This is a genomic window from Streptomyces sp. NPDC001351 (assembly GCF_042896045.1).
Taxonomy (GTDB): domain Bacteria; phylum Actinomycetota; class Actinomycetes; order Streptomycetales; family Streptomycetaceae; genus Streptomyces.
Map to the genome: position 1 here is coordinate 79,943 of NZ_JBIAWS010000021.1, position 25,951 is coordinate 105,893.

Annotated in this window: 21 protein-coding genes; 5 read left to right on the forward strand and 16 right to left on the reverse strand. The window is 70.6% G+C overall.

The window, feature by feature from the left end; translation table 11 throughout:
- Positions 1-92 precede the first annotated feature (92 nt).
- The 3 genes from ACFY1U_RS46300 to ACFY1U_RS46310 are packed head-to-tail and all read left to right on the forward strand — an operon-like array spanning position 93 to position 1,996.
- Positions 93-605: a hypothetical protein gene (locus ACFY1U_RS46300; protein WP_390700104.1), complete on the forward strand. Its 513-nt coding sequence runs from the start codon at positions 93-95 to the stop codon at positions 603-605.
- Entirely contained in the window at positions 602-1,060 is a 459-nt protein-coding gene (locus ACFY1U_RS46305; RefSeq protein WP_390700105.1) for a ferritin-like domain-containing protein, read from the forward strand. Before ACFY1U_RS46300 ends, ACFY1U_RS46305 begins: the two co-directional genes overlap by 4 nt.
- 27 nt (positions 1,061-1,087) lie before the next feature.
- Positions 1,088-1,996: an aminoglycoside phosphotransferase family protein gene (locus tag ACFY1U_RS46310; protein WP_390700106.1), complete on the forward strand. Its 909-nt coding sequence runs from the start codon at positions 1,088-1,090 to the stop codon at positions 1,994-1,996.
- A 22-nt stretch (positions 1,997-2,018) separates the two neighbouring features.
- Here ACFY1U_RS46310 and ACFY1U_RS46315 read toward each other — a convergent pair whose 3' ends face one another.
- From ACFY1U_RS46315 to ACFY1U_RS46360, 10 genes are all read right to left on the reverse strand, one after another.
- Positions 2,019-3,473: a sodium:solute symporter gene (locus tag ACFY1U_RS46315; protein WP_390700107.1), complete on the reverse strand. Its 1,455-nt coding sequence runs from the start codon at positions 3,471-3,473 to the stop codon at positions 2,019-2,021.
- The gene (locus ACFY1U_RS46320) at positions 3,470-3,667 is read right to left on the reverse strand and encodes a hypothetical protein (protein WP_390700108.1); all 198 of its coding nucleotides are present in this window, start codon (positions 3,665-3,667) and stop codon (positions 3,470-3,472) included. The genes ACFY1U_RS46315 and ACFY1U_RS46320 overlap by 4 nt, the downstream gene beginning before the upstream one ends.
- Positions 3,649-4,875: a M20 family metallopeptidase gene (locus ACFY1U_RS46325; RefSeq protein WP_390700109.1), complete on the reverse strand. Its 1,227-nt coding sequence runs from the start codon at positions 4,873-4,875 to the stop codon at positions 3,649-3,651. The genes ACFY1U_RS46320 and ACFY1U_RS46325 overlap by 19 nt, the downstream gene beginning before the upstream one ends.
- A gap of 222 nt (positions 4,876-5,097) precedes the next feature.
- Positions 5,098-6,801: a proline--tRNA ligase gene (locus tag ACFY1U_RS46330; protein WP_390700110.1), complete on the reverse strand. Its 1,704-nt coding sequence runs from the start codon at positions 6,799-6,801 to the stop codon at positions 5,098-5,100.
- A 73-nt stretch (positions 6,802-6,874) separates the two neighbouring features.
- Entirely contained in the window at positions 6,875-7,441 is a 567-nt protein-coding gene (locus ACFY1U_RS46335) for a GNAT family N-acetyltransferase (RefSeq protein ID WP_390700111.1), read from the reverse strand.
- 78 nt (positions 7,442-7,519) lie between these two features.
- The gene (locus tag ACFY1U_RS46340) at positions 7,520-8,368 is read right to left on the reverse strand and encodes a GNAT family N-acetyltransferase (RefSeq protein WP_390700112.1); all 849 of its coding nucleotides are present in this window, start codon (positions 8,366-8,368) and stop codon (positions 7,520-7,522) included.
- Between the two features lie 225 nt (positions 8,369-8,593).
- A complete protein-coding gene (gene ispG, locus ACFY1U_RS46345; RefSeq protein ID WP_390700113.1) occupies positions 8,594-9,751 on the reverse strand; it encodes a flavodoxin-dependent (E)-4-hydroxy-3-methylbut-2-enyl-diphosphate synthase in 1,158 nt (385 codons plus the stop codon).
- A 214-nt stretch (positions 9,752-9,965) separates the two neighbouring features.
- Positions 9,966-11,258, reverse strand: a complete 1,293-nt coding sequence (locus tag ACFY1U_RS46350) for a M50 family metallopeptidase (RefSeq protein ID WP_390700169.1) — start codon at positions 11,256-11,258, stop codon at positions 9,966-9,968.
- Positions 11,259-11,266: 8 nt separating this feature from the next.
- Entirely contained in the window at positions 11,267-12,532 is a 1,266-nt protein-coding gene (gene dxr / locus ACFY1U_RS46355; protein WP_390700114.1) for a 1-deoxy-D-xylulose-5-phosphate reductoisomerase, read from the reverse strand.
- A gap of 276 nt (positions 12,533-12,808) precedes the next feature.
- Positions 12,809-14,752 carry an acyl-CoA dehydrogenase family protein gene (locus tag ACFY1U_RS46360; RefSeq protein ID WP_390700115.1) on the reverse strand — a complete coding sequence of 648 codons (1,944 nt, stop codon included), beginning with the start codon at positions 14,750-14,752 and terminating at the stop codon, positions 12,809-12,811.
- A gap of 301 nt (positions 14,753-15,053) precedes the next feature.
- Here ACFY1U_RS46360 and ACFY1U_RS46365 point away from each other — a divergent pair, with 301 nt between their 5' ends.
- Together ACFY1U_RS46365 and ACFY1U_RS46370 are read left to right on the forward strand one after the other, a co-directional pair.
- Positions 15,054-16,070 carry a LacI family DNA-binding transcriptional regulator gene (locus ACFY1U_RS46365; protein ID WP_390700116.1) on the forward strand — a complete coding sequence of 339 codons (1,017 nt, stop codon included), beginning with the start codon at positions 15,054-15,056 and terminating at the stop codon, positions 16,068-16,070.
- A 55-nt stretch (positions 16,071-16,125) separates the two neighbouring features.
- Entirely contained in the window at positions 16,126-18,198 is a 2,073-nt protein-coding gene (locus tag ACFY1U_RS46370) for a TIM-barrel domain-containing protein (protein ID WP_390700117.1), read from the forward strand.
- A gap of 97 nt (positions 18,199-18,295) precedes the next feature.
- Here the strand turns inward: ACFY1U_RS46370 and ACFY1U_RS46375 are convergent, their stop codons facing one another.
- From ACFY1U_RS46375 to ACFY1U_RS46400, 6 genes are all read right to left on the reverse strand, one after another.
- A complete protein-coding gene (locus tag ACFY1U_RS46375) occupies positions 18,296-18,874 on the reverse strand; it encodes a chorismate mutase (RefSeq protein ID WP_390700170.1) in 579 nt (192 codons plus the stop codon).
- A 35-nt stretch (positions 18,875-18,909) separates the two neighbouring features.
- Positions 18,910-19,623, reverse strand: coding sequence for a hypothetical protein (locus ACFY1U_RS46380; protein ID WP_390700118.1), 714 nt, complete (start codon positions 19,621-19,623; stop codon positions 18,910-18,912).
- A gap of 38 nt (positions 19,624-19,661) precedes the next feature.
- Positions 19,662-21,905: a glycoside hydrolase N-terminal domain-containing protein gene (locus ACFY1U_RS46385; protein WP_390700119.1), complete on the reverse strand. Its 2,244-nt coding sequence runs from the start codon at positions 21,903-21,905 to the stop codon at positions 19,662-19,664.
- A complete protein-coding gene (locus ACFY1U_RS46390; RefSeq protein WP_390700120.1) occupies positions 21,902-23,872 on the reverse strand; it encodes a beta-galactosidase in 1,971 nt (656 codons plus the stop codon). The genes ACFY1U_RS46385 and ACFY1U_RS46390 overlap by 4 nt, the downstream gene beginning before the upstream one ends.
- Before the next feature lie 104 nt (positions 23,873-23,976).
- Positions 23,977-24,912 carry a carbohydrate ABC transporter permease gene (locus ACFY1U_RS46395; RefSeq protein ID WP_390700121.1) on the reverse strand — a complete coding sequence of 312 codons (936 nt, stop codon included), beginning with the start codon at positions 24,910-24,912 and terminating at the stop codon, positions 23,977-23,979.
- Complete coding sequence (locus ACFY1U_RS46400) at positions 24,909-25,943, reverse strand: ABC transporter permease (RefSeq protein WP_390700122.1); 1,035 nt, start codon at positions 25,941-25,943, stop codon at positions 24,909-24,911. The genes ACFY1U_RS46395 and ACFY1U_RS46400 overlap by 4 nt, the downstream gene beginning before the upstream one ends.
- Positions 25,944-25,951: the final 8 nt, after the last annotated feature.

Genomic DNA, 25,951 nt, shown 5'->3' on the forward strand with positions numbered 1-25,951 from the left:
TGAACACCGGCGGGCGCGGGCGCGGGTACCGTGATCACGGCGGGGCGGTTTCCCGCCCATGCGTTCGTACGAGGCCCCCGAGGACGTCAGCCGTGTCGTACCCCCCGCCCTTGCGCGCCCCTTCGGGGCCGCGCAGAAGATCCGTGCTTGCTTCGGCCGCCGGGGCCGCCCTGTTGGCGGGGTGCTCCGGCGGGGAGTCCGAGGAGAGCACCGGTGGCAGTCCGTCGGTCACGGAGAAGGCACGCGCGCGTGCGGCACGGGACAGTGCGGTGCTGCTCGGGCGGTACGACGCCGTGATCGCCGCGCATCCCGCCGTGGCGGAGCGGTTGGGGGCGCTGCGGGCGGAGGTCGACCGGCATGTGGAGGCCTTCGGGGGGACGGTGGCGAAGTCCTCCCCCACGGCGCCGGAGTCGGCTTCGCCCTCCGCCGTCGTACCCGTGAACCAGAAGGACGCCCTCGCCGAGCTGGCCGCCGCCGAGCGGGCCCTGGCCGACCGGCGGATCGCGGCGCTCCTCGACGTGCCGGGTGAGCTGGCGCGGCTGCTGGCCTCGGTGGCGGCGGCCGGGGCGGCACATGCGTATCTGCTGACGGAGGGTGCCCGATGAGCCGGGAGAAGGAGCTGAAGGCCCTGCAGGCGGCACTGGCCGCCGAGCATGCGGCGGTGTACGGCTACGGGGTGGTCGGCGGGCGGATCCGCCCGGGACGGCGTACGGAGGCCCGGGCGGCGTACGACGCGCACCGGGCCCGGCGGGACGCGCTCACCCGCGAGGTGCGCGACCTGGGCGGCACGCCGGTTGCCTCGGCGGCGGCGTACGCGCTGCCCTTCCCGGTGCCGGACTCGGCCGCTGCCGTGCGGCTGGCCACCGAGCTGGAGGACCGGGTGGCCGGGGTCTACTCCGACCTGGTGCGGGCGACCGTGGGCGAGCGGCGGCGGACGGCTGCCGGGGCGATGCGGGAGGCGGCGGTGCGGGCGGTGCGCTGGAGCGGCGAGAGCGTAGCCTTCCCTGGGCTCGCCGAGCGGGCGGCCACCGCCCCGGCCTCGCCGGCCCCCACGGCGTAACGCGTACTGGAAGGGAACGACTCGCGTATGGTTTTCGCACCGCCGCAGCGTCTGGTCAGGGCGCTCGGTGAGACGGCACCGGACGGCGACGACTGGCTGGAGAAGCTGCCCGAGGCGGCCCAGCAGGCGGTCGCGCTACGCGAGTTGACCGTGGAACGGGTGCACGTGCCCGGTGGCCGCAGCAGCCTGGTCGTGCTGGTGCGGCGCCCCGACGGGACGCCCGCCGTGCTGAAGCTGGCCCCGCCACGGGCCCGTCCGGAGAGCGAGCGGGCGGCGCTGGCGCACTGGGGCGGTATGGGCGCCGTACAGCTGGTCGAACCGTTCACGGCGGAGGGTGTGTTGCTGCTGGAGCGGCTGCATCCGGATGTGTCGGTGCGGTCGTTGCCGGAGGCGAAGGCCCTGTTGGAGGCGGCGGGGACGTTGCGGCGGCTGTGGGTGGAGCCACCTGCCGACGAGGGCGCGCATGTCTTCGAGACCGTGGCCGAGCGGACGGGGCGGCAGGCCGAGGCCATGCGGGCGACCGCTTCGGGCTTCGCCGAGGTGGCTGTGCTGGTCGACGCCGCGGTCGACGCCCGCGAGGGGCTGCTGGCGGATCCGCCTGAACAGCGGCTGCTGCACGGCACGTTTCGGCAGAGCAAGGTGCTCGCCGGCGAGCGGATGCCGTGGTTGGCCGTGGGGCCCGACCCGGTGGTGGGTGAGTGCGCGTTCGATCTCGCCCGGTTGGTACGGGACCGGGTGGAGGATCTGATCGCCTCGCCGGCGGGGGCGGCGACGACGCGGCGGCGGGTGAAGCGGCTTGCCGAGTCCTTGGACGTGGATCAGGAGCGGTTGCGGGGGTGGACGTTGTTCCGGGCGGTGGAGTCCGGGGTGCGGGCGCTTCGGGTGGGGCGGGGGAAGGATGCGGAGCTGTTGCTCGAGTTCGCCGGGTGGCTTTGAGCACCCGGCAGACCGATGCCGTTCAGGGTGAGGTGGAGGCGGCAGGCGAACGGGCGACGTCCTGTGCCGGGGTGCGGGTCGTCAGGCGTTCGGCGGCTGCCGCCAGGACGAGTACGACGATGTTCGCTGCCAGGCCCACCAGGCCGGCGTTGACGTTTCCCGCAAGGCCCTTCTGCCAGAACGTCAGCCAGACGACGACCAGTTCGCCCGCGAAGAGCCCGGCGAGGACGGCCACCTTGCCCACCGGGCGGCGGGACAGGAAGCCCAGGGCGATGGCGGGAGCCAGCTGGACCGTGCCGCTGTAGGTGAGCAGGAGGAGGTTGGCGAGGAGGTCGGGGCGGTAGATGGCGAGGAGGAGGGAGAGACCGCAGGCGGCCACCACCGTGCCGTGGTTGATCCAGAACTGCTTCCGCTCGTCCCGCACCCGGGCGATGTTGCGGGCCACCAGGGACGAGATGCCGATCAGGATGCCCGCCGCCGGCACCATCGCCGTCGCGATGGCCGCGACCACGACCAGGCCCGTCGCCCACGTCGGCAGCACCTGCTTGCTCAGCGTCAGCAGGATGCCGTTGGCCGGGGTGCCCGGCTTGACGACGAGGACGGCGGCGAAGCCCACGATGATGGGCATCAGAAGGCAGAGTTCGTACAGCGGCATCCAGGTGTAGTTGCGGCGCAGCACCTTGGGGTCGCGGGCGGACATCACGGCCGGCCAGGCGTGCGGCAGGCACATCAGGCCGACGCCGAGCATGCTGACCAGCATGCTCGTGGTGAACCAGACCTGGTCGGACGGCCCCGCGTGGATCGTCAGCAGCTCCGGGTGGAGCTTGTCGATGCGGTGGAACATGGCCGTGACACCGCCCGTGAAGTGCGCCGGGACGGCGATGAGCAGCACGGCCAGGACGACCAGCATGACGACGTCCTTGAAGTACGACGTCATCGCGACACCGTGCAGGCCCGCCCACAGCACGAAGGCCACGACCAGCGCACAGCCGATGACCATGCTGAGGGTGCCGGAGGCCGAGTCGCCGGTGACCAGCTGGACGATCAACCCCAGGCCGGTGATCTGGAGTTGGAGATACGGCAGCACGAAGACCACACCGAGGACGGCCGCGACCGTGCCGAGCAGTTTGCTGTCGTAGCGGTCCTCCAGGTAGTCGCCCTGGGTGAGGTAGCCGCGCTCCTTGCCCAGCGACCACAGGCGCTTGGCGAGGAAGAACAGCACCATGTAGCCGATGGGGACGTACGGGAGGGCGTAGAGGGCGGCGACTCCGCCGCTGAAGGCGAGGCCTGCCATGCCGAGGAAGGTGAAGGTGGTGAACACCTCTCCGGCCTGCAGGAACCACATGCTCAGCGCGCCGAAACGGCGTCCGCCGACGGCCCATTCGGAAAGGTCGGCGGCGGGCTTGCGGCGGCCGACGAATCCGAGGACGCCGATCAGGGCGATGCCGGTGAACGTCATGACCAGGATCGTCGTCACCTGTCGGCCTCCTCGCGGTTCATGAGGCGCTCCGTGAGAAGCAGCGCGGGTGTGCACATCACGCACCACACCGCGCCCCACACCAGCATCCGGGGCAGCCCGAACCACAGCCCGGCGGTGTTCACGAACGGCAGGAACGGCATCAGGACCAGGCCGAGCGCGGGCACGGCGGGGATCAGATGGTACGGGCGCACGGTGCCTCCTCGGCGAGACGGTCCAGCCGGCGGACGGCGAGTTCGGCGAGCAGGGCGGCGCCGTCGGACAGCACCGCGTCGTCGAAGGCGGCCAGCGGGGAGTGGTTGGTGGGGGCGGTCTCCGGATCGCCGGTGGCGTCGGCGCCCAGGAAGACGAAGGCGCCCGGCACCCGGTCCAGGATCCGGGAGAAGTCCTCCGAGCCGGTGATCGGGTCGGTGAGCTGCTCGAAACGTTCCTCCCCGAAGGCCTCGCGGACGGTGTCGGCGAGGAAGTCGTGCTCGTCGGCGTGGTTGACGGTGACCGGGTATTCGGGGACGAAGTCGACCTCGGCGGTGAGGCCGTGGGCGGTGGCGATGTCCCGGCAGAGGCGTACGGAGACCTCCGCGATGCGTTCGGCGGCGGCCGGCGAGAAGGTGCGGACGGTCGCCTCGAAGGACGCGTCGTCGGGGATGATGTTGCGCCGGGTGCCGGCGTGGAAGGTGCCGACGGTGACCACGACCGGGTCGAACACGTCGAAGCGCCGGGTCACCATCGTCTGCAGCGCGGTGACCATCTCGCAGGCCGCCTGGATGGGGTCGAGGGAGTCGTGCGGGCGGGAGCCGTGGCCGCCGGCGCCGACCACGCGCACATGCAGACCCGCAGAGGCCGCCATCAGCGGGCCGGGGCGGGAGGCGAAGACGCCGGTGGGATACGACGACGAGCTGACGTGCAGTCCGTAGGCGGCGTCGACCGGGCGTCCCGCCGCGTCCAGCACACCCTCCGCCACCATGTGACCGGCGCCGTCCCAGCCCTCCTCCCCCGGCTGGAACATGAACACCACGTCCCCGGCGAGGCTCGCGCGCCGGTCCGCGAGCAGCCGGGCGGCCCCGACCAGACCGGCCGTGTGCAGGTCGTGGCCGCAGGCGTGCATGGCGCCCGCGATCCGGGAGGCGAAGTCCTCGCCGGTGCGCTCGGTGACGGGCAGGGCGTCCATGTCACCGCGCAGCAGTACGACGGGGCCGCCGGGCGCGGCGCCGCCGCGCAGCACGGCCGTCACGGAGGACAGCGAACTGCCGGTGCTGATCTCCAGCGGCAGTCCGTCCAGCGCGGCCAGCACCTTCTCCTGTGTGCGCGGCAGGTGCAGGCCTATCTCCGGCTCCCGGTGCAACGCCCGGCGCAGGACGGCCAGTTCACCCTGGAGCTCACGCGCGTCGTCTCGCAGACTCATCCCTCTCCCCTCACCCGTGCACCACCTGTTGCATGTACTGCCCACGTGGCCGGAAATGATGAGGATGCGAGGCGATGCCGCGCAGAAATTGGCGGAAACGCCGCTCCGCGACCGCCGTTCCCCTCCCATAGTGACGCTCTGTCACGCACCACGGTCGGGGAACGGCCTGAGAGAAGTCTGTGAGGTCTCTTCAGAGCCCCAGAGACGTTCCTGAGGAGTTGCTCAGGCGGTCAGGCGGGCGATCGCCTCGTCCACCGTCAGCTCCTCGCGCTCGCCGGACCTGCGGTCCTTCAGCTCCAGGACACCCTCGCCGGAGCGGCGGCCGGCGACCAGGATCTTCGGTACGCCGATGAGTTCCGCGTCCGTGAACTTGACGCCCGGGGAGACGCCCGCCCGGTCGTCGACCAGGACGCGCAGACCCGCCGCCCGCAGCTTCTCGGAGACGTCGAGGGCCAGTTCGATCTGCAGGGCCTTGCCCGCGGCGACGACGTGCACGTCGGCCGGGGCGACCTCGGCGGGCCAGCACAGGCCCTGCTCATCGGCGGTCTGCTCGGCGAGGGCCGCGACCGCGCGGGAGACGCCGATGCCGTAGGAGCCCATGGTGACGCGGACCGGCTTGCCGTTCTGGCCGAGGACGTCGAGCTTCAGGGCGTCCGCGTACTTGCGGCCGAGCTGGAAGATGTGGCCGATCTCGATGGCGCGGTCCAGCTTGAGACCGGTACCGCACTTGGGGCAGGGGTCGCCCTCCTGGACGACCACGACGTCGACGTACTGGTCGACCTCGAAGTCACGGCCCGCCACGACGTTCCTGGCGTGCGTGCCCGCCTTGTTGGCGCCGGTGATCCAGGCGGTGCCGGGGGCCACGCGCGGGTCGGCGATGTACGTGACCTTCTCGCCCCGTCCCTGCGGGCCGACATAGCCGCGGACCAGGTCCGGGCGGCCCGCGAAGTCCGCCTCGGTGACCATCTCGACGACCGCCGGGGCGAAGTGCGCCTCGACCTTGTCCATGTCGACCTCGCGGTCACCGGGGACACCCACGGCGACGATCTCGCCGTCGACCTTCACGAGGAGGTTCTTCAGGGTGGCGGAGGCCGGGACCTCGAGGAAGGCGGCGAGGGTCTCGATGGTCGGGGTGTCCGGGGTCGGGATCTCCTCCAGCGCGGGCACGCCCTCGGCGTCCACCGGCTTGAGCTCGTAGGTGATCGCCTCGGTGTTGGCCGCGAAGTCGCAGTTCGGGCAGTCCGCGAAGGTGTCCTCGCCGGCCTCGGCCGGGGCGAGGAACTCCTCCGACTTGGAGCCGCCCATCGCGCCCGCGGTGGCAGCGCAGATGCGGTAGTCGAGGCCGAGGCGCTCGAAGACGCGCTGGTAGGCCTGGCGGTGCAGGGCGTAGGACCGGGCGAGGCCCTCGTCCTCGGTGTCGAAGGAGTACGAGTCCTTCATCAGGAACTCACGGCCGCGCAGGATGCCGGCCCGCGGACGGGCCTCGTCACGGTACTTGTGCTGGATCTGGTAGAGGATCACCGGCAGGTCCTTGTAGGAGGACGCCTGGTCCTTCACCAGCAGGGTGAAGATCTCCTCGTGGGTCGGGCCGAGCAGGTAGTCGCCGCCCTTGCGGTCCTGGAGGCGGAACAGCTCGGCGCCGTACTCGTCCCAGCGGCCCGTGGCGTCGTACGGCTCCCGCGGCAGCAGGGCGGGGAGCAGCACCTCCTGGGCGCCGATCGCGTCCATCTCCTCACGGACGATCCGCTCCACGTTGGCGAGGACCTTCTTGCCGAGCGGCAGCCACGACCAGATACCGGCCGCCGTGCGGCGCACATAGCCGGCGCGGACGAGCAGCTTGTGGCTGAGGACCTCGGCGTCCGCCGGGTCGTCACGCAGCGTCTTCGCCATCAACTGGGACATGCGCTGGACCGGTGCGTTCGCCATGGTTCTCGTACTCCTGCTGCGTAAGGGTGATGGCAAGGAGGTTAGCCGGGGGGCCGGTTCCGGTGGAAATCGGTTAACGGCGCCGCAGGGGCAAGGGGGCACCCATCACGGCGTACGGCTTCGGGGCGCTCGGGAAGAGGACCTGGCGGGCCAGGTCCTGGTAGCCGAGGGAGTGGTAGAGGCCGCGGGCCGGGCTGTCGACGTCGATCGCCGACAGGATCGAGCGGGGCTCGAGGGCACCGTCGGTGATGGTCGTGATCAGGGAGCGGCCGATGCCGCGGTTCTGGTGGCGCGGGTGGACGTGCAGCTCGGTGATCACGAAGGAGTTGTCGAGCCAGCCGTCGTGTCCCTGCGCGCGGAGGTACGGCTCGACGACGGTGGACCACCAGTGGGTGCGGTCGTTCGGCATGCCGTAGACGAAGCCGACGAGGCGGCCTTCGACGGTGGCGCCGAGTGCGCGGGCTCCCGGGTACGTCATGTGCCGCAGGACGATCTGCCGCCGTACGGCGACCTCGTCGGCGCCGAGTCCGAAGGCCACGGCCTGCACGGCGAGCGCTTCGTCGACCCGGGCGGACAGGTCGAGGGGGCCGATCACGACGTCTTCGGGATGGCGGTGTCCGTGACCGGGAAAGCGCAGCATGCCGGGGAGACTACAGGTCTCGTACGAGGCTCAGAACTGCGCTGTGAACCGCGGCCGGAAGTCCGGCTTGAAGTGCGGCTAGAAGAGAACGCTCATGAACGCGCCGACCTCCTGGAACCCCACCCGCTGGTACGCCCTTCGCGCGGGGGTGTTGAAGTCGTTGACGTAGAGGCTGACGATCGGGGCCACGTCCGCCAGCGCGTAGCGCAGGACCGCGGCCATGCCCGGTGCGGCGATCCCCCTCCCCCGGTACTCGGGGGCGACCCACACCCCCTGGATCTGGCAGGCCTGGGGGGTGGCCGCGCCGATCTCCGCCTTGAAGACGACCTTGCCGCGCTCGTCGAGGCGGGCGAACGAGCGGCCCGAGCCGACGAGTTCGGCGACCCGGGCCTGGTACAGCAGCCCCCCGTCCCCGGCGAGCGGCGAGACGCCGACCTCCTCGGTGAACATCGCCACGCAGGCCGGCATGATCGTCTCCATCTCGTCCTTGCGGATGCGGCGGACGTACGGATCCGGGGCGATGTCGGCGGGCATGCGGTCGGTGACCATGAGCGGCTGGTGGGCGCGGACCTCGCGGGCCGGGCCCCAGCTGGGTTCGAGCAGGCGCCAGAGCTGGGTGGTGGCCTCGACGGGGCCGACTATGGACGAGCAGCGGCGGCCGGCCCTGCGGGCGCGGTCGGCGAAGGCGCGTACGGCGCGCGGGCCGGCGCAGATCGGGACGAGGTTGGCGCCCGCGTAGCAGAGGGAGGTCAGCATGCCCTCCTCGTAGAAGCCCCACATCTCGCCGCCGAGCCGCCACGGGTCGAGGCCCGCGACCTGCACTCGGGAGGTCACGAAGGCGTTCGCGACCGGCTCGCGGTCGAGGACGGCGAGCGCGGCGTCCAGGTCGCTCGGTTCGAGCACCCGTGAGGTGGTCTGCGTCAACACGTGCGGGCCTCATCGTGAGGATCTGCTGATCTCCGCACTGTACCTGCGGAAGCTGGGCGGTGCCGCCCCCGGTTGGCGTACTGCCCGTTGCCCGGTGGGGCTTGGCCGGTGTGCCGCCGCTGGGGGCTGCCTCCCCCAGACCCCCGCTTTCGGCCTGAACGGCCTCGTCCTCAAGCGCCGGACGGGCTGAAAGACCAAGCTCCGACCGGCGCTCGAAAAGCTTCCTCAGCCGGCCACCGAGACCGACGGTTCGCCGGACGGGGTGCCGTCCGCCTCCATCTGTTCGGCCAGCTTCATGGCCTCCTCGATGAGGGTTTCCACGATCTTGGACTCGGGGACCGTCTTGATGACCTCGCCCTTGACGAAGATCTGGCCCTTGCCGTTGCCGGAGGCGACGCCGAGGTCGGCCTCGCGGGCCTCGCCGGGGCCGTTGACGACGCAGCCCATGACGGCGACGCGGAGGGGGACCTCCATGCCGGTCAGGCCCGCGGTGACCTCCTCGGCCAGCTTGTAGACGTCGACCTGGGCGCGGCCGCAGGACGGGCAGGAGACGATCTCCAGGCCGCGCTGCTTGAGGTTCAGGGACTCCAGGATCTGGTTGCCGACCTTGACCTCCTCCACGGGGGGCGCGGAGAGGGAGACGCGGATGGTGTCGCCGATGCCCTGGGACAGGAGGGCGCCGAAAGCCACCGCCGACTTGATCGTGCCCTGGAAGGCGGGGCCGGCCTCGGTCACGCCGAGGTGCAGCGGGTAGTCGCACTGGGCGGCGAGCTGCTTGTACGCCTCGATCATCACGACCGGGTCGTTGTGCTTGACCGAGATCTTGATGTCCCGGAAGTCGTGCTCCTCGAAGAGGGACGCCTCCCAGAGGGCCGATTCAACCAGGGCCTCGGGGGTCGCCTTGCCGTACTTCTGGAGCAGGCGCCGGTCGAGGGAGCCGGCGTTGACGCCGATGCGGATCGGGGTGCCGTGATCCTTGGCGGCCCGCGCGATCTCCTTGACCTTGTCGTCGAACTGCTTGATGTTGCCCGGGTTGACGCGGACGGCCGCGCAACCCGCCTCGATGGCCGCGAACACGTACTTCGGCTGGAAGTGGATGTCGGCGATGACCGGGATCTGCGACTTCTTCGCGATGGTGGCGAGCGCGTCCGCGTCGTCCTGCGTGGGGCAGGCCACGCGCACGATCTGGCAGCCGGAGGCGGTGAGCTCGGCGATCTGCTGGAGGGTCGCACCGATGTCGGACGTACGGGTCGTGGTCATCGACTGCACGGACACGGGCGCGTCGCCGCCGACCGCCACGGACCCGACCTGGATCTGCCTGCTCTGCCGACGCTCGGCAACCCTGGTCGGAATGGACGGCATGCCGAGAGAAATCGCAGTCATCTGCTGTGCAACCCCAAGTCGTGGATCAAGGTCCGGTCCCGGTACAGCGGGCTCCAGGCTTCGAGATTACGGCACCGGTGCAGGCCCACACACTCCCCCACCTCGAACACACTCGGCGGGGGGACCCCCTCGCCCGTAAACCCACTCAATGGAAGGCGGCCCGGCACAAAGCGTGCCGGGCCGCCACAAACGCCGCGTGACCAGTTGCTTTCCGCTAGGTGATTTTCACGGGGTTGACCACGTCCGCGATCAGCACCAGCAGTGTGAAGCAGACGAAGACGCCCGCCACCACGTACGCCACCGGCATCAGCTTCGCCACGTCGAACGGGCCCGGGTCCGGGCGCCGCAGCACCCTCGCCAGGTGGCGGCGCAGCGACTCCCACAGGGCGCCCGCGATGTGTCCGCCGTCGAGCGGGAGCAGCGGGAGCATGTTGAAGAGGAACAGGGAGAGGTTGAAGCCGGCGATCAGCATCAGGGCCGTGGCCAGCTGCTGGGTCGGCGGGATGTTCATGGTGAAGATCTCGCCGCCGACGCGGGCCGCGCCGACCACGCCCATCGGGGAGTCGGGCTGGCGGGGGGCGCCGTCGAAGGCCGCGTTCCACAGGGCGGGGATCTTGCCGGGCAGGTCCGCGATGGAGCTGACGGCCTCGCCGAGCCGGTCGCCCATCCAGGACACGGACTCGCCGAGGTCCTGGCGGACGACGCCGTTGGCGGCGCTGAAGCCGAGGAAGCCGGCGGTGACGTACTTGCCCGGGACGACGTGGCCGGTGGAGTCCTTCTTCGCGACCTGGTTGGTGGCGATCTTCGCGTGCAGGGTCGTCTCCTGGCCCTTGCGGTCGACGACGATCGCCACGTCCTTGCCGGGGGTGGCGCGGATGAGGTCGGAGAGCTTGTTCCAGTCGTCGGTCCGCACCCCGTTGAAGGACACGATCTTGTCGCCGGCCTTGAGACCCGCCGCGGCGGCCGGGGAGGCCGCGTCGGACTTCGTGCACTTGTCGCGGTTCTCGCTCTGGGCGATGACGCACTGCGAGACGGAGCTGACGGTGGTGGTCTGCTGGGTGATGCCGAAGCCCATCAGGACCGTGAGGAACAGCGCCACGGCCAGGATCAGGTTCATGAAGGGGCCCGCGAACATCACGATGACCCGCTTCCAGGGGGCGCGGGTGTAGAAGAGGCGGTTCTCGTCCCCGGGGCGGAGTTCCTCGAAGGCCGCCGAGCGGGCGTCCTCGATCATGCCGCGCCAGGGCGAGGTGGAGCGCGCGGTGATCCGGCCGTCGTCGCCGGGCGGGAACATGCCGATCATGCGGATGTAGCCGCCGAGCGGGACGGCCTTGAAGCCGTACTCCGTCTCGCCCTTCTTGCGCGACCACAGGGTCGGGCCGAAGCCCACCATGTACTGCGGCACGCGGATGCCGAAGAGCTTGGCGGTGGACAGATGCCCCAGCTCGTGCCACGCGATCGAGACCAGCAGACCGACCACGAAGATCACTATGCCGAGGATCATCATCAGGGATGTCATGCACGCGCCTCCGCGGCAGAAGTCGTCTGCGCCGTCAGTTCCCGGGCCCGGGCCCGTGCCCAGGTCTCCGCTTCGAGGACGTCCGGCACGGTGAGGGAAGTTCCCGTGGGCGGGGTGCCGTGCTCCTCGACGACCCTGGTCACGGTCTCCATGATCCCGTTGAACGGCAGCGCGCCACTGCGGAACGCCTCCACGCACTCCTCGTTGGCCGCATTGAACACCGCCGGGGCGGTGCCCGCGAGCTCACCCACGTGCCGGGCGAGGTTCACCGACGGGAACGCGTCATTGTCGAGCGGGAAGAACTCCCACGTCGACGCCGTGCTCCAGTCGAAGGCCGGTGCCGCGTCGGGGACGCGCTCGGGCCAGCCCAGGCCGATGGCGATGGGCCCGCGCATGTCGGGGGGCGTCGCCTGGGCGATCGTCGATCCGTCGGTGAACTCAATCATCGAGTGGACATACGACTGGGGATGCACGACGACCTCAATGCGGTCGAAGGGAAGGTCGTACAGCAAGTGTGCCTCGATCACCTCGAGGCCCTTGTTGACGAGGGTCGCCGAGTTGATCGTGATCACCGGGCCCATGGCCCAGGTGGGGTGGGCGAGGGCGTCCTGGACGGTGACGTTCGCCAGCTCGGCCCTGGTACGGCCGCGGAAGGGGCCGCCGGAGGCGGTGACGACGAGTTTGCGTACATCGGCCCGCGTGCCGGCCGCCAGCGCCTGGAAGAGGGCCGCGTGCTCGGAGTCGACCGGAATGATCTGCCCGGGCTTGGCGAGCGCCTTGACCAGCGGGCCGCCGACGATGAGCGACTCCTTGTTGGCGAGCGCGAGGGTGCGGCCCGCCTCCAGGGCGGCGAGGGTCGGCGCGAGGCCGATGGAGCCGGTGATGCCGTTGAGCACGGTGTGGCAGTCGGAGGCGGCGAGCTGGGTGGCCGCCTCGGGCCCGGCGAGGATCTCCGGGAGCGGCTCCCCCGTGCCGTACTGCGCGGTGAGCGCCTCGCGCAGTGCCTCCGCGGCGTCCTCGCGGGCGACCGCGACGGTCCGTACCCGCAGCCGGTGCGCCTGCTCGGCGAGGAGGGCGATCCGGCCGCCGTTGGCGGACAGGCCGGTGACCCGGAAGCGGTCGGGGTTGCGCAGCACGAGGTCGATGGCCTGGGTGCCGATCGACCCGGTGGAGCCGAGGATCACCACGTCCTTCGGGCCGGTTCCCGCCACGGGGTCGTAGACGAGATGAGGGTCGGCGAGTGGGGCTGGACTGTCGCTCATCCCTCCATTGTTGCCGAGCCGGCGCGCCGGAAGGACAGTGCGTCGCTCGGGCGGGTGGCTTGTCGCGCTCTGCGGGGGTTGGAACGGGATCCCTCCTGGGATTGCCCGGCGGTCGAGCTCGGCGCCGCGGGCCGGGCACGCGCTCCCCCACTGCCTTGGAGGCGTGAGGAGACCCCGGCCGCGTCGTTGTCGGTCGCCGCAGCTGCACGCACCAGGGCCCGCTCGGGTCGGCCGGCAGGAGCAGTTCCTGCCGGCCGGCCCGGATCCGCCGGGAGGTCAGCGGATGGGGCGGTGCAGGTTCTCCTTCGCCGAGGCCCCGGGGTCGGCCGCGGCGATCCACGGTCCCTCGCCCGACGGGTCGACGATGCCGTCCTCCAGCCATTCGTACGTGCCCGACATGATGCCCTTGACCAGCTTGCGGTCGAGGTCGTCGGTGTTGCTCCACAGGCGGCCGAAGAGCTCCTCGACGCGGATGCGCGACTGGCGGCAGAAGACGTCGGCGAGCTGGTAGGCCTCGCGACCGTGGTCGCCCTGGCTGCGCAGGAGTTCGGCCCGTACGCAGGCCGCGCTCATCGCGAACAGTTCGGCACCGATGTCGACGATGCGGCCGAGGAAGCCCTGCTTGGTCTCCATCTTTCCCTGCCAGCGGGACATGGCGTAGAAGGTGGAGCGGGCCAGCTTGCGGGCGTGCCGTTCGACGTAGCGCAGGTGCGGGGAGAGATCCACGCCGTGCTTGAACTGGCCGTAGGAGACGGGGAGCTGGCCCGGTCCCGCGACCAGTTTCGGGAGCCACTTGGCGTAGAAGACACCGGCGTTGGCGCCCGCCTTCGCCTTGTCCTGGAGGGATTTCTCGGGGTCGATGAGGTCGCCGGCCACCGACAGGTGGGCGTCGACGGCCTCACGCGCGATCAGCAGGTGCATGATCTCGGTCGAGCCCTCGAAGATGCGGTTGATGCGCAGGTCGCGCAGGACCTGCTCGGCGGGGACGGCCTTCTCGCCGCGGGCGGCGAGGGACGCGGCCGTCTCGAAGCCGCGGCCGCCGCGGATCTGGACGAGTTCGTCGGCGATGAGCCAGGCCATCTCCGAGGAGAAGAGCTTGGCCAGGGCGCCCTCGATGCGGATGTCGTTGCGGTCCTCGTCCGCCATCTGCGAGGACAGGTCGAGTACGGCCTCCAGGGCGAAGGTGGTCGCCGCGATGAAGGAGATCTTCGACCCGACCGCCTCGTGCTGGGCGATCGGCTTGCCCCACTGCTCACGGGCCGCCGACCACTCGCGGGCGATCTTCAGGCACCACTTGCCTGCGGCCACGCAGGACGCGGGAAGCGAGAGCCGGCCGGTGTTGAGGGTGGTGAGGGCGATCTTCAGGCCGGCGCCCTCCGGACCGATCCGGTTGGCCGCCGGGACGCGGACCTGGTGGAAGCGGGTGACGCCGTTCTCGATGCCGCGCAGGCCCATGAAGGCGTTGCGGTTCTCGACGGTGATGCCCGGCGAGTTGGTCTCGACGACGAAGGCGGTGATGCCGCCCTTGTGGCCCTCGCTCTTCGGGACCCGGGCCATCACCACCAGGAGGTCGGCGATCACGCCGTTGGTGGTCCACAGCTTCACCCCGTCGAGGACGTAGTCGTCCCCGTCCGGCACGGCGCTGGTGGCGAGCCGGGCCGGGTCGGAGCCGACGTCCGGCTCGGTGAGCAGGAAGGCGCTGACGTCGGTGCGCGCGCACCGGGGCAGGAACTGCTCCTTCTGCTCCTGGGTGCCGAACAGCTTCAGCGGCTGGGGTACGCCGATCGACTGATGCGCCGACAGCAGTACGCCGATCGCCGGGGAGGCCGAGCCCGCCAGCGCGAGGGCCTTGTTGTAGTACACCTGGGTGAGGCCGAGGCCGCCGTACTTGGTGTCGATCTTCATGCCGAGGGCGCCGAGTTCCTTGAGGCCGTTGATCACCTCGTCGGGGATCCGGGCCTCGCGTTCGATCAGCGCGCCGTCGACCTTCGTCTCGCAGAAGTCGCGGAGCTTGGTGAGGAACTGCTCGCCGCGCTGCACGTCCTCGGTGGACGGCGTGGGGTGCGGGTGGATGAGGTCGAGGCGGAAGCGGCCGAGGAAGAGTTCCTTGGCGAAGCTCGGCTTGCGCCAGTCCTGTTCACGGGCCGCCTCCGCCACCTGGCGGGCCTCGCGTTCGGTGACGGTGGGGCGTCGGGAAGAGGGTGCGGGTGCTGCGGACATTGAGGGCCACCTCGCCGCGAATCGGGATCTTGGTCGACTTTGGTTACCGACGGGTGCTACCCGATCGTATGTACCCGATTCGGGGCGAGCCCACCACCCTTTGTGCAGCCGTTCGGCGGATGTTTCTGGTACGACCTCTTCCGTGGGACGACACCTCGAAAAGAAAGCCGAGAAGAAAGCCGTCGAAGCGCTTCGACTCCCTATGGACACCCACCCGCGCTAGAGCTAGTGTCGGACCACCCCCACCCGCCCCTGTTCGCAATGCGCACTGTCGAAGCGCTTCACACGCTTGGAGAGCTGGATGGTCACCCTCGCCGAGGTCGCCCAGCACGCCGGAGTCTCGGCGAGCACGGTGAGCTATGTCCTCAGCGGCAAGCGGTCCATCTCCACGACCACCCGGCAGCGGGTCGAGCAGTCCATCCGCGAACTCGGCTACCACCCGAACGCGGGTGCGCGGGCCCTGGCCAGCAGCAGGTCGAACATCATCGCGCTGATGGTCCCCCTGCGCACCGACATGTACGTACCGGTGATGATGGAGATCGCCATCGCGGTCGCCACCACGGCCCGCACGCACGGCTACGACGTCCTGCTGCTGACCGGCGAGGAAGGCCCCGACGCGGTGCGCCGGGTCACCGGCAGCGGACTCGCCGACGCGATGATCCTGATGGACGTCGAACTCGACGACGAGCGGCTGCCGCTGCTGCGCGGCACCGACCAGCCGTCGGTCCTCATCGGCCTGCCCGCCGACACCTCCGGACTGACCTGCGTCGACCTCGACTTCAAGGCGACCGGCGCGCTGTGCGTGGAGCACCTCGCGATGCTCGGCCACCGCGACATCGCCGTCATAGGAGAGGCCCCCGCCGTCTACGAGCGGCACACGGGCTTCGCCGAGCGCACCCTCGACGGACTGCGCTCGCGCGCCCAGGAGCTGGGTGTACGGCTGCTGCACCGGCCGTGCGAGGGCGGGTACGACGCCATGGCCGTCACCCTCGCCCGCATTCTCGACGAGCGGCCGGGCACCACCGGCTTCGTCGTGCAGAACGAGTCGGCGGTCGAGCCGCTGCTCGCCCTGCTGCGCCAGCAGGGCCGTGCCGTGCCCGAGGACGTGTCGGTGGTCGCGGTCTGCCCTGACCAGGTCGCCGTGCAGGCCTCGGTGCGGCTGACGTCCGTCGCCATCCCCGCGCAGGAGATGGGCCGGCACGCCGTGGAGCGTCTGGTCGCCAAGCTGGACGGCCGGGGCACGGACGAAGTCGTGCTGCTCACCCCGGAGTTGACGGTCCGGGCGAGCACGGGCCCGGCACCCTCCGGTACGTCCTGATCCCGCTCGTCCGTGCCCCTGGCGGGCACCCTCATGTCTTTCGGGAGCACCCTTCGTGAACCAGTCTGCCGAAAACCAGCCACCGGCCGGGGCCCAGCCCCAGGTCAGCCTCGCTCAGTCGTCACCCACCGTCGGCACCTTCCGGGAGCGGGACGGCGCGCTGGAGTGGAGCGGCCGTCAGGAGACCCTCCGTATCGAACCGTGGGGCCCGGACGCGGTCCGGGTGCGGGCCAGGCTCGGCGGCCCGATCCTGGAGGGCCTGCCGGGCGCCCTGCTCGACGAGGCGCCGGCCACCGAGAGCAGCGTCAAGATCGGTGACGGGGAAGGGCAGTTGACCGTCGGCGCGCTCACCGTGGAGGTGAGCGCCGAGGGCCTGATCCGCTTCCTGCGCACCGACGACGGCCACGAGGTGCTGGCCGAGGAGCGCGCCCACTTCTGGTGGCCGGGCTCCCGCCTCTACACGGCCGTCGGCAACGGCCACCACCGCCTGGAGCAGCGCTTCGCCGCCTACGCCGACGAGAAGCTGTACGGCCTCGGCCAGCACCAGCACGGCCGCCTCGACCAGAAGGGCCTGGTCCTCGACCTGGTCCAGCGCAACGCCGAGGTCGGCATCCCGGTGCTCTCCTCCAGCCGCGGCTACACCCTGCTGTGGAACAACCCGGCGATCGGCCGTGTGGAGCTCGCGCACAACGGCACCCGCTGGGTGGCCGACTCGGCCCGGCAGATCGACTACTGGATCACCGCGGGCACCCCGGCCGACGGCCAGCGCCGCTACAGCGCGGTCACCGGCCGGACGCCGATGCTGCCGGAGTGGGCGGCCGGCTTCTGGCAGTGCAAGCTGCGCTACCGCACCCAGGACGAACTCCTCGCGGTGGCAAGGGAGTACAAGCGGCGGGGCCTGCCCATCTCGGCCATCGTGTGCGACTTCTTCCACTGGACGCACCTGGGCGAGTGGAAGTTCGACCCCGCCGAGTGGCCGGACCCCGCGGGCATGGTGCGCGAGCTGGCCGAGCTCGGCATCAAGCTGGTGGTCAGCGTGTGGCCGTCGGTGTCGCCGCTGAGCGAGAACCACCCGGTGATGGAGCAGCGCGGCTACTTCATCGGCACCCAGTACGGCCCGATGGCGCACGCCGACTGGCCCGACAAGGAGGTCGCCTCCACCGTCCAGGTCGCCTTCTACGACGCCACGAACCCTGAGGCCCGTGAGTTCGTGTGGTCGCGGGTGAAGGAGAACTACCTGGAGCCGTACGGCATCACGGCCTTCTGGCTGGACGCCTGCGAGCCCGAGCTCAAGCCGGGCTTCCAGGAGAACCTGCGCTACTGGGCGGGCCCCGGCCTGGAGGTCGGCAACAGCTACCCCGCCGAGAACTCCCGCACCTTCTACGAGGGCCTGCGCGCCGAGGGCGAGGAGGTCATCACCCTCAACCGCTCGGCCTGGGCGGGCAGTCAGCGCTACGGCGCCGCCCTGTGGTCCGGCGACATCGGCACCGACTTCCCGACCCTGCGCCGCCAGATCGCGGCGGGCCTCAACACGGCCCTCTCGGGCATCCCCTGGTGGAACACCGACATCGGCGGCTTCCACGGCGGCGACCCGGACGATCCGGCGTACCGCGAGGTCATGGTGCGGTGGTTCCAGTTCGGGGCCCTGTCTCCCCTGATGCGGTTGCACGGGTTCCGTGACCCGGGTATGCCACTGGGCCCGGAGATGACCGGCGGGCCGAACGAGGTGTGGTCCTACGGCGAGGAGGCCGGGGCGATCCTGGAGCGGTATCTGCGGCTGCGGGAGCGGCTGAAGCCGTATGTCCTGGACGTGATGCGGGAGGCGCACGAGGAGGGGTTGCCGGTGATGCGGCCGCTGTTCCTGGAGTTCCCGGAGGACCAGGCCGCCTGGGACGTGGATGACGCGTATCTGTTCGGGCGGGATCTGTTGGTTGCGCCGGTGCTTACGGCTGGCGCGAGCGCCCGGACCATCTATCTTCCGGTGGGGGCCACGTGGACGGATGCGTGGACCGGTCGGACGTACGAGGGTGGTGCGACCGTGACGGTCGAGGCGCCGTTGGATCGGATTCCGCTGTTTTTGCGGGACGGGGCGCAGTTGCCTATTGCTTCGCAGGATGTGCCACTGTAGGTGCGTTGTCGACTGCTGCGGCGTCGTGGCTTGTCGCGCAGTTCCCCGCGCCCCTTCGGGGCGCGGCAGAACCGCACGGAAAATCCGACCGCCTCGCTCAGTTGCGGCAGACCGACTCCAGGGAGCGGACCAGGGCCTTGGTGTGGAGCAGGTCCGGGTGCTTCTCGTGGTGGACCTCGATCACGGCCACAGCCAGCTCGGGTCGGCAGATCGGGGTCGTGCGCTCCGGTGTCGTGTCTGCGACTGCCTGGACCAGTTCCGTGTTGATGCGGTTGATGGTCTGGCGGATCACGTTCAGGTCCGGCCTGGTGGTCGGGGCCTGGTCGGGGTGGGCGGTCCAGCGGGCGTAGAGGGCGCGCTGGACGTCCTTGTTGGCCTCGATCTGGTCGCGGAAGATGCGGCGGATCTCGTCGGGATCGGCGCCGATCTGCTTCGCCTGTGCGGCGACGTTGTCGAGGACCACCTGCTCGCGGGCGGGGTCGTCGATGGGACTGTCGGTGCCCCACTTGGCCGCGGCCACCAGGTCGGCGGTGGCGAGGCGTTCGGCGGCCAGGGAGGCCACCGGGTGCAGGGGCGAGGACCAGGGGGATGCGGGTGCCGCCGCCGCGGTGCCCGGTATGGCGAGCACCGCGGCAGCGGCCGCCAGCGTGGTGCGGAGGGGGGTGAGGATCTGCATGGGGTCCATGAAACCTCACCCGGTCCGCATCAACATCAACTGCTGCTGACGCTTTCGCTGTTGACGGTGAAGTTCAGGCCACCGGACGATGACGTGATCTCGAAGCCGAACTGCACGTCCCCGATGGTCACGTTGCCGAACCAGCCCTTGGTGTCCTTGATCCACTTCAGGATCGGCAGGACGTCGACCGTGCCGGAGGACGAGTTGGAGGTGCGGACGAACGAGAAGACGTCGTTGGAGCCGTTGGTGCCCTTGTAGACGGTCCAGGAGTGACCGCCCAGCGTGACGTTGCCCTGCGAGGTGCCGAGCGGGCCGACGGCGCCGGTCTTGTTCATCCAGAGCATGATCTCGTACCTGTGGTTGGTGTCCCAGATGTCGTACGCCGTCTCGTACGCGCCGGACGACGGGACGGTGACGTTGTAGCTGCTGGAGAGCGAACCGAGCGAGGTGATCGACTTGTTGATCGCCTTGGTGGCATTCGGGTAGGACTTGATGCCGCCGGTGTTGGGGTGGTCGGCCCAGACACCCCAGTTGGTCCCGGAGTTGGCCCAGATGCACTGGCTGCCGGCGCCGGAGCCCCAGATGTTGTTGTACAGCGTGTAGCCGTTCAGGCTCGTGCTGCCGTACTGGGCGCAGGAGCTCCAGACCGCGGCGGAGGCGGGGGCGGACGCGAGGCCGACGGTGGCGCCGATGGCCATCGCCGGGGCCAGTACGGCCATGGTGACCTTGCGCAGAGTGCTCTTTGCCATGGTGTCCCTTCCATGGGTGGGGGGAGTTGCGGGGATGGTCACCACGCCCCCGGGGCGAGGACGTGGTCTTCTCCGGCGACGAGGTCGAGCGGCCGGGTGCCGGAGGAAGTCCTGAGTTCGACGCGGTGCGTACGGGTGGGGCGCAGCACCGCCGTCACTTCTTGGGGGTTCCAGGTGAGGTCGAGTTCCGCCCCGAACCGGGTGCGGACGCCGAGGAGTCGGCCCTTGGGGTACGCCTTCGGGAGCGCGGGCAGCAGGACCAGGCGGTCCGGGGTCGACTGCACGAGCATCTCGATCAGCACGGCGGGCAGGGTGTGGGCGGCGTCGGCGTTGTAGACGTTGCGGTCCGGGTAGTGCGCGCTCATCAGGGAGGCGTGGAAGAAGTCGCCGTTGAGCACCTGGCCGAGGGCGTGGGCGACCCGTTCGCCGTCGCGCAGCCGGGCGGCGACCAGGGCGTGGTGCAGATGGCCGTGCGCGGAGTCGTTCTCGGCGCCGCGCAGTTCGAGGGCACGGTGGGCGGCCGCCGCGAGGTCCGGGGTGTCATAGGGGTTGATCTCGTCGAGCGGCCAGACGCCGTAGAGGTGGCTGAGGTGACGGTGGTCGTAGGTGTCGTCGAGGCCGGGCCAGGCCCATTCGGCGAGGGCGCCGTCGGCGTTGATCCGGTGGGGCGGCAGCCGGTCGGCGAGGGCATGCCAGCGGTCCGCGTCGGGGGTGTCCGGGTGGTACTCGGCCGCCGTCAGCAGCGCGTGCCGGGCGGCCGAGAGGTCCATGGCCGCGTTGATCGCACCCCAACTGGCGTTCGCGGGGCGGTTCTCGGGCGAGTAGGAGGGCACGACGACCAGGCGGCCCCCGGAGTCGGTCCGGTCGAGGAAGTCCTCGTAGAACAGGGCGACCTGGGCGAGTGCGTGGGCGGTACGGGGATCCCGGGCGCCGTTCGTCTCGTCGTGGTCGACCAGTGGTTTGAGCAGCCAGTCGGCGCCCGCGGTCCATAGGTGCAGCGGGTATTCGCGGCTGAAGTGGTACGACAGCCCGGACTCGCCGTCGGTGTGGGCGGGAGCGACGACGCCACGGGCGCCGAAGACCGCGCGGGCGTTCTCGGCCCAGTCGGAGAGCTGGCTCTGGATCAGGGCGGCGTGGGCTCGGGTCACTTCGGGGAGCGCGGCGGCCGCCGCGGACGCGGTCTGCAGGTTGAGGTTGGCGTCATTGGTGAACGCCCCCGACCACGCGGTGTCCCAGTCGCCGCTCCACAGGCCGACCAGGCGGGGCGGGAGCAGCCCGCTCGCGGAGAGCAGGTGATAGCGGCCGGCGGCGAAGAGGCGCTCCAGGAGGGCGGGGCTGCCGGGGTGCGCGAGCAGCTCCGAGCCGGGCAGGGCGCGCTCCGCGGGGTCCGCGTCCAGGTCGAGGGTGACGCGCTCGTAGGCGGTGCGGTGCAGGGCGGTGTGGCGGTCCAGGAGGAGGGTGTACGGGTCCTCGCCGGCCGGCAGCACTTCGCGCAGGGCGCGGGCGTGGGAGGTCGTGTCCAGCTCGCCGGTGTGCCGCAGCACCCGGGTCAGCAGCAGGACCGACTCCGCGTCCGCGACGCGTGCGCCGGGGGGCGCGAGCGTCGTACGGCCGCCCGTGACCACGACGAGCGTCACCCCGGTGTACGCCGTGTCGCTGCCGGGATAGCGGACCCGCAGGGTGAGCAGGGCGCCCTCGGGGGTGAGGACCGCGCCGTCCCCGACGCCGAGGCCCGGGGGTGCACCGGGGAGGCGGTGGTCCAGGGCGATGTCGAGGTCGGCCGCCGCGATGTGCTGGACGATCACGTCGTCGGCGCGGGACACGAAGACCCGGCTGCTCCAGCCCTCACACACCGACTCCACGACGCCGGTGGCGAAGTCGACGGAGCGGCGGTAGCGGCGCGGCTCCTCGCCGGCCGGTCTGCGCAGCCGTACCTGGAAGGCCGGGTGGAACGGCTGGACCCACTGCAGGTCGCGTCCGTCGGTGAAGGTCTCGGCGGCGTGCAGCTCACCCGCGAGCAACTGGTCCTTGAGGAGGGCCAGTCGGTCGGCGAGGTGGGGTGGACGGGCGTTCTCGGCGCCGTTGGGGCGGACGAGGGTGTGGTGGGTGACGACGATCCGTTCGTCGTTCGGATCACCGGACACAAGTGCGCCGTGGTGGCCGTTGCCGCTCAGGAAGCCGTCCTCCCAGCGGGTGGCGGGGAGGGGTTCCCAGGTTCCGTGGACGATGTTCGTCGGCGTGTTCGTCGGCGTGTTCATGGGCGTGATCATGGGCTTGTTCATGGGCGCAACACCATCACGCCGTACCGGCCGAGGGTGACATCGCCCTCGACCGTCGCGCCGGTCAGCAGGTCACGGTGGGTGCCTGGTACCTGCACGGTCACCGGCTCCCGCCCGTGGTTCAGCAAGAAGAGCAGGTCGCCGCGACGGACAGCCTCCACCTGGTCGGGCAGACCGTCGAGGACGGGGCGGGCGCCCGCGTCGGCCGCGATCCCGGCCAGCAGGACGCGCAGCGCGTGCGGCTCGGGGAGCGTGGAGACGTACCAGGCCCGGCCCTTGCGCAGCACGGCGGGCAGGCCGTCGAGCTCGCCGCCCTTGTACCTGGCCTCGGCCGAGGCGTCCTCGGCGGCCTCGATCTCCTCCGACCAGAGGGTCCCCCGGAAGCCGTCGGTCTCGGCGGTCTCGTCCGCGTCCAGCGGCCACCACTCGTGCAGCGTGCGGATGCCGAACAGCTCGCGCAGACGGGGGTCCATGCCGCCGGGGCGCACCCGGTCGTCCTCGTCGGCGACACCGGTCAGGAACCCGCAGACGAGGGTGCCGCCCCCGTTGACGTACGCGAGGAGGTTGTCGACCGCCGCGTCCGTGAGGGCGTACAGCTGGGGGACCACCACCAGCCTGTAGGCGGTGAGGTCGTGCTCGGGGTGGGCGAAGTCGGTGATGAGGTGGGCCTGCCACAGGGCGCGGTGCCAGGTGGTGAGGACCTGAGTGAGGTCGACCCGGGTCGAGAGCCGGCCCTCGTGGGCACCGGCCCACCAGGAGTGCCAGTCGTGCAGGACCGCGATGTCATTGCGGCTGTGACGCCCCGTCACCTCGTTGCTGATCGTGGCGAGTTCGGCGCCGAGCTGCTTGACCTCCTGGTACGTACGCCCTTCCGGCCCCGCATGGCTGACCATCCCGGAGTGGAACTTCTCCGCGCCCTGGCGGGACTGGCGCCACTGGAAGTAGCAGACGGCGTCGGCGCCGCGGGCCACCGCCTGGAGGGACCAGAGGCGGCCCAGGCCGCGCGGCTTGGGGTGGTTGACGCCACGCCAGTTCACCGGGCCCGCCGCCTGTTCCATCAGCATCCAGGGGCCGCGGGCCTGCGAGCGGGTCAGGTCCTGGACGAGAGCGGCGTGCTGCGCACCGAGGGGATCGCGCGGGTCGGGGTAGAGGTCGACGGAGACGACGTCCTCCTCCTCCGCCCACCGCCAGGCGTCCTGCCCGGCCCACAGCGGCATGAAGTTGGTGGTGACCGGGATGTGGGCGGGGCTGTGCCGACGGACGATGTCGCGCTCGGCGATGTAACACTCCAGGAGCATGTCGGAGGTGAACCGCTTGAAGTCCAGCACCTGGCCCGGGTTCTTCAGGTAGTGGGCGTGGCGGGGCGGCAGCACCTCGGCCCAGTCGCCGTATCCCTGGCTCCAGAAGGCCGTGCCCCAGGCCGAGTTGAGGGCGTCGAGCGTGCCGTACTTCGTGTGCAGCCAGCGGCGGAAGCGGGCGGCGGCCTCGTCGCCCCAGTCGTAGGTGCAGTACTCGTTGTTGATGTGCCACATGGTGAGGGCGGGGTGGCCGCCGTAGCGGACGGCGAGGTCCTCGGTGATGGCTGCCGCGTAGCGGCGGTAGGCGGCGCTGGAGTGCGAGAAGTGCTGGCGGCCGCCCCACCATTCGGTGCGGCCGTCCTCGTCGCGGGGCAGGGTCTCGGGGTGCAGCCGGCCGAGCCAGGGCGGCGGCGAGGAGGTGGGGGTGGCGAGCACGACGCCGATGCCGCCCGTGTGCAGGAGGTCCATCAGCCGGTCGAGCCAGCCGAACTCCCGCTCCCCCGGGCGGGGTTCGAGCCTGGCCCAGGAGAAGACACCGAGGGTGACGGAGTTGACGCCGGCGTCCCGCATCAGCCGTACGTCCTCGGCCCAGGTCTCCTCCGGCCACTGCTCGGGGTTGTAGTCGCCGCCGAAGAGGATGCGGCCGCGGGTGGCGTCGCTGAGCGCGGGCATGACATACCTCGTTCTGTGCGGTGGGGAGCAACCGGAGGCTTGGGACCGCCGCGGCCGACCGCTGCTGGAGGCAGGTCGGCCGCGGCGGAGTCGAACGGTGTGGCTCAGCCCTTGATGGCGCCGGTGAGCATGCCCTTCCTGAAATGCTTCTGGACGAAGGGCGACAGCACGGCCACGGGCAGCAGGGCCATCACCATGACCGCCATCTGGATGGCGAGCCCGGACAGCTGACCGGTCCTGATGGCCTGGCTCAGGCCGACCGGCGCCTCCTGCTTCTGCACGAGCTGGATCATGACGTTCTGCAGCGGCATCATGTCCTGGTCGTTCAGATAGAGCGACGCGTTGAACCAGGCACTCCAGTAGCCGACGGCGTAGAAGAGCGTGATCACCGCGAGGACGGCCCGCGACAGCGGCATGACGATCCGCCAGAGGATCCGCAGGTCCCCGGCGCCGTCGATGCGCGCGCTGTCGATGAGCTCCGGCGAGATCTCCATGAAGAAGCCGCGCAGCACCAGGATGTTGAAGACGCTGATGGCGCTCGGCAGGATCAGTGCGAGATAGCTGTCCGTCAGGCCGAGGGACTGCACCAGCAGATAGGTGGGGATGAGGCCGGCGCTGAAGAACATGGTCGCCAGCAGCAGCATCAGGATCCAGCGGTGGCCGAGGGACCCGCTCCGGGACAGACCGTAGGCACACAGGACGGACACCGCCATCGAGAACAGCGTTCCGACCAGGGTGACGAGGATGCTGATGACCGCGGCGCGGGTGACCTGGCCGCCGCTGAGCAGTTCCCTGTAGGCGACGAAGGTGATGCCCTTGGGCACCATCACCAGGCCGCCCGCCTCGTTGATGGTCTTGCGCGAGGACAGGCTGGTGACGACGACGATCCACAGCGGGAAGAGGATCGCCAGGCAGGCGAACGTCAGGGCGACGCCCTTGCCCGCGAGACCGGCCTGGGAGGGTTTCTCCTCCCACGCGGGGCGCTCGGGTGCGGTCCACCAGCGCGGCTCGCTCGCCGGTTGGTCGATGACGGCGGTCACTTCTTGTACACCCCCTTCTCGCCCATGAGATGGGCCACCTTGTTCGCTGCGAGGACCAGGCCGATGCTGACCACGCCCTTGACGAGACCGGCGGCGGCCGCGTAGCCGAAGTTCTGGTTGCGCACGCCGTTCCACCACACGAAGGTGTCGAGGACCTCCCCCGCGCCCGGTCCGACGCCGTCACGCTGCAGCAGGATCTGTTCGAACCCGACGGTCAGGGCGTCGCCGACGCGCAGCACGAGGAGGAGGGCGATCACCGGGCGCAGCGCGGGAAGCGTGACGTGCCACATGCGGCGCCAGCGTCCGGCGCCGTCCATCGCGGCGGCCTCGTACAGGTCCGGGCTGACCGAGGCCAGGGCGGCGAGGAAGACGATGATCCCCCACCCGGCGTCCTTCCACACGCTCTGCGCGGTGAGCAGGAAGGGGAAGGTGCTCGGGTTGGTCATGATGTCGAGGCCGTCGTACCCGTGCTGCCGCAGCAGCTGGGAGAGCATGCCCGCGCCGCCGAACATCTGCTGGAAGACGGCGATGACCAGCACCCAGGAGAAGAAGTGCGGCAGATAGAGAACGGCCTGCGCGAACGCCCGCACCCGGGGCCGGACCACGCTGTTGATGAGCAGCGCGAGCAGGATCGGGATCGGGAAGAACAGCAGGAGCTGGACGAAGAACAGCACGAGCGTGTTCTCGACGGCGTTCCAGAAGGCGGAGTCCTCGAAGATCTGCTGGAAGTTCTCCAGGCCCACGAAGGGGCTGTGCAGCATGGAGACGATGCCGTTGTCGCTGATGTACGGGTCGTAGTCCTGGAAGGCGACGATGTTGCCGAGGATCGGCAGGTAGTTGAAGACCAGAAGGAGCACGACGGCCGGCAGCGTCATGAGGATCAGCAGGCGGTCGCGTCTGAACCTGAGCCGGAGACTCAGTTTGCCCGAGCCCCGTTTCTCCCGGGAGCCGGTGGCGTCCTCGGACGCCCTCTGCGCCTTCACCGGCGTGCTGGCCTCGGCCTTGGTCCGAGGCACCGTGCTGTAGGACACAGCCGTTC

Excerpts from the sequence above, each read along its gene's own strand:
- ACFY1U_RS46305 (WP_390700105.1), top strand. The coding sequence starts at position 602 with ATGAGCCGGGAGAAGGAGCTGAAGGCCCTGCAGGCGGCACTGGCCGCC.
- dxr (WP_390700114.1), bottom strand. The coding sequence starts at position 12,532 with ATGAGCGACAGTCCAGCCCCACTCGCCGACCCTCATCTCGTCTACGAC.
- ACFY1U_RS46365 (WP_390700116.1), top strand. The coding sequence starts at position 15,054 with ATGGTCACCCTCGCCGAGGTCGCCCAGCACGCCGGAGTCTCGGCGAGC.
- ispG (WP_390700113.1), bottom strand. The coding sequence starts at position 9,751 with ATGACTGCGATTTCTCTCGGCATGCCGTCCATTCCGACCAGGGTTGCC.
- ACFY1U_RS46385 (WP_390700119.1), bottom strand. The coding sequence starts at position 21,905 with ATGAACAAGCCCATGATCACGCCCATGAACACGCCGACGAACACGCCG.
- ACFY1U_RS46375 (WP_390700170.1), bottom strand. The coding sequence starts at position 18,874 with ATGCAGATCCTCACCCCCCTCCGCACCACGCTGGCGGCCGCTGCCGCG.
- ACFY1U_RS46335 (WP_390700111.1), bottom strand. The coding sequence starts at position 7,441 with ATGCTGCGCTTTCCCGGTCACGGACACCGCCATCCCGAAGACGTCGTG.
- ACFY1U_RS46310 (WP_390700106.1), top strand. The coding sequence starts at position 1,088 with ATGGTTTTCGCACCGCCGCAGCGTCTGGTCAGGGCGCTCGGTGAGACG.
- ACFY1U_RS46380 (WP_390700118.1), bottom strand. The coding sequence starts at position 19,623 with ATGGCAAAGAGCACTCTGCGCAAGGTCACCATGGCCGTACTGGCCCCG.
- ACFY1U_RS46360 (WP_390700115.1), bottom strand. The coding sequence starts at position 14,752 with ATGTCCGCAGCACCCGCACCCTCTTCCCGACGCCCCACCGTCACCGAA.
- ACFY1U_RS46325 (WP_390700109.1), bottom strand. The coding sequence starts at position 4,875 with ATGAGTCTGCGAGACGACGCGCGTGAGCTCCAGGGTGAACTGGCCGTC.
- ACFY1U_RS46390 (WP_390700120.1), bottom strand. The coding sequence starts at position 23,872 with ATGCCCGCGCTCAGCGACGCCACCCGCGGCCGCATCCTCTTCGGCGGC.
- ACFY1U_RS46350 (WP_390700169.1), bottom strand. The coding sequence starts at position 11,258 with ATGATGATCCTCGGCATAGTGATCTTCGTGGTCGGTCTGCTGGTCTCG.
- ACFY1U_RS46330 (WP_390700110.1), bottom strand. The coding sequence starts at position 6,801 with ATGGCGAACGCACCGGTCCAGCGCATGTCCCAGTTGATGGCGAAGACG.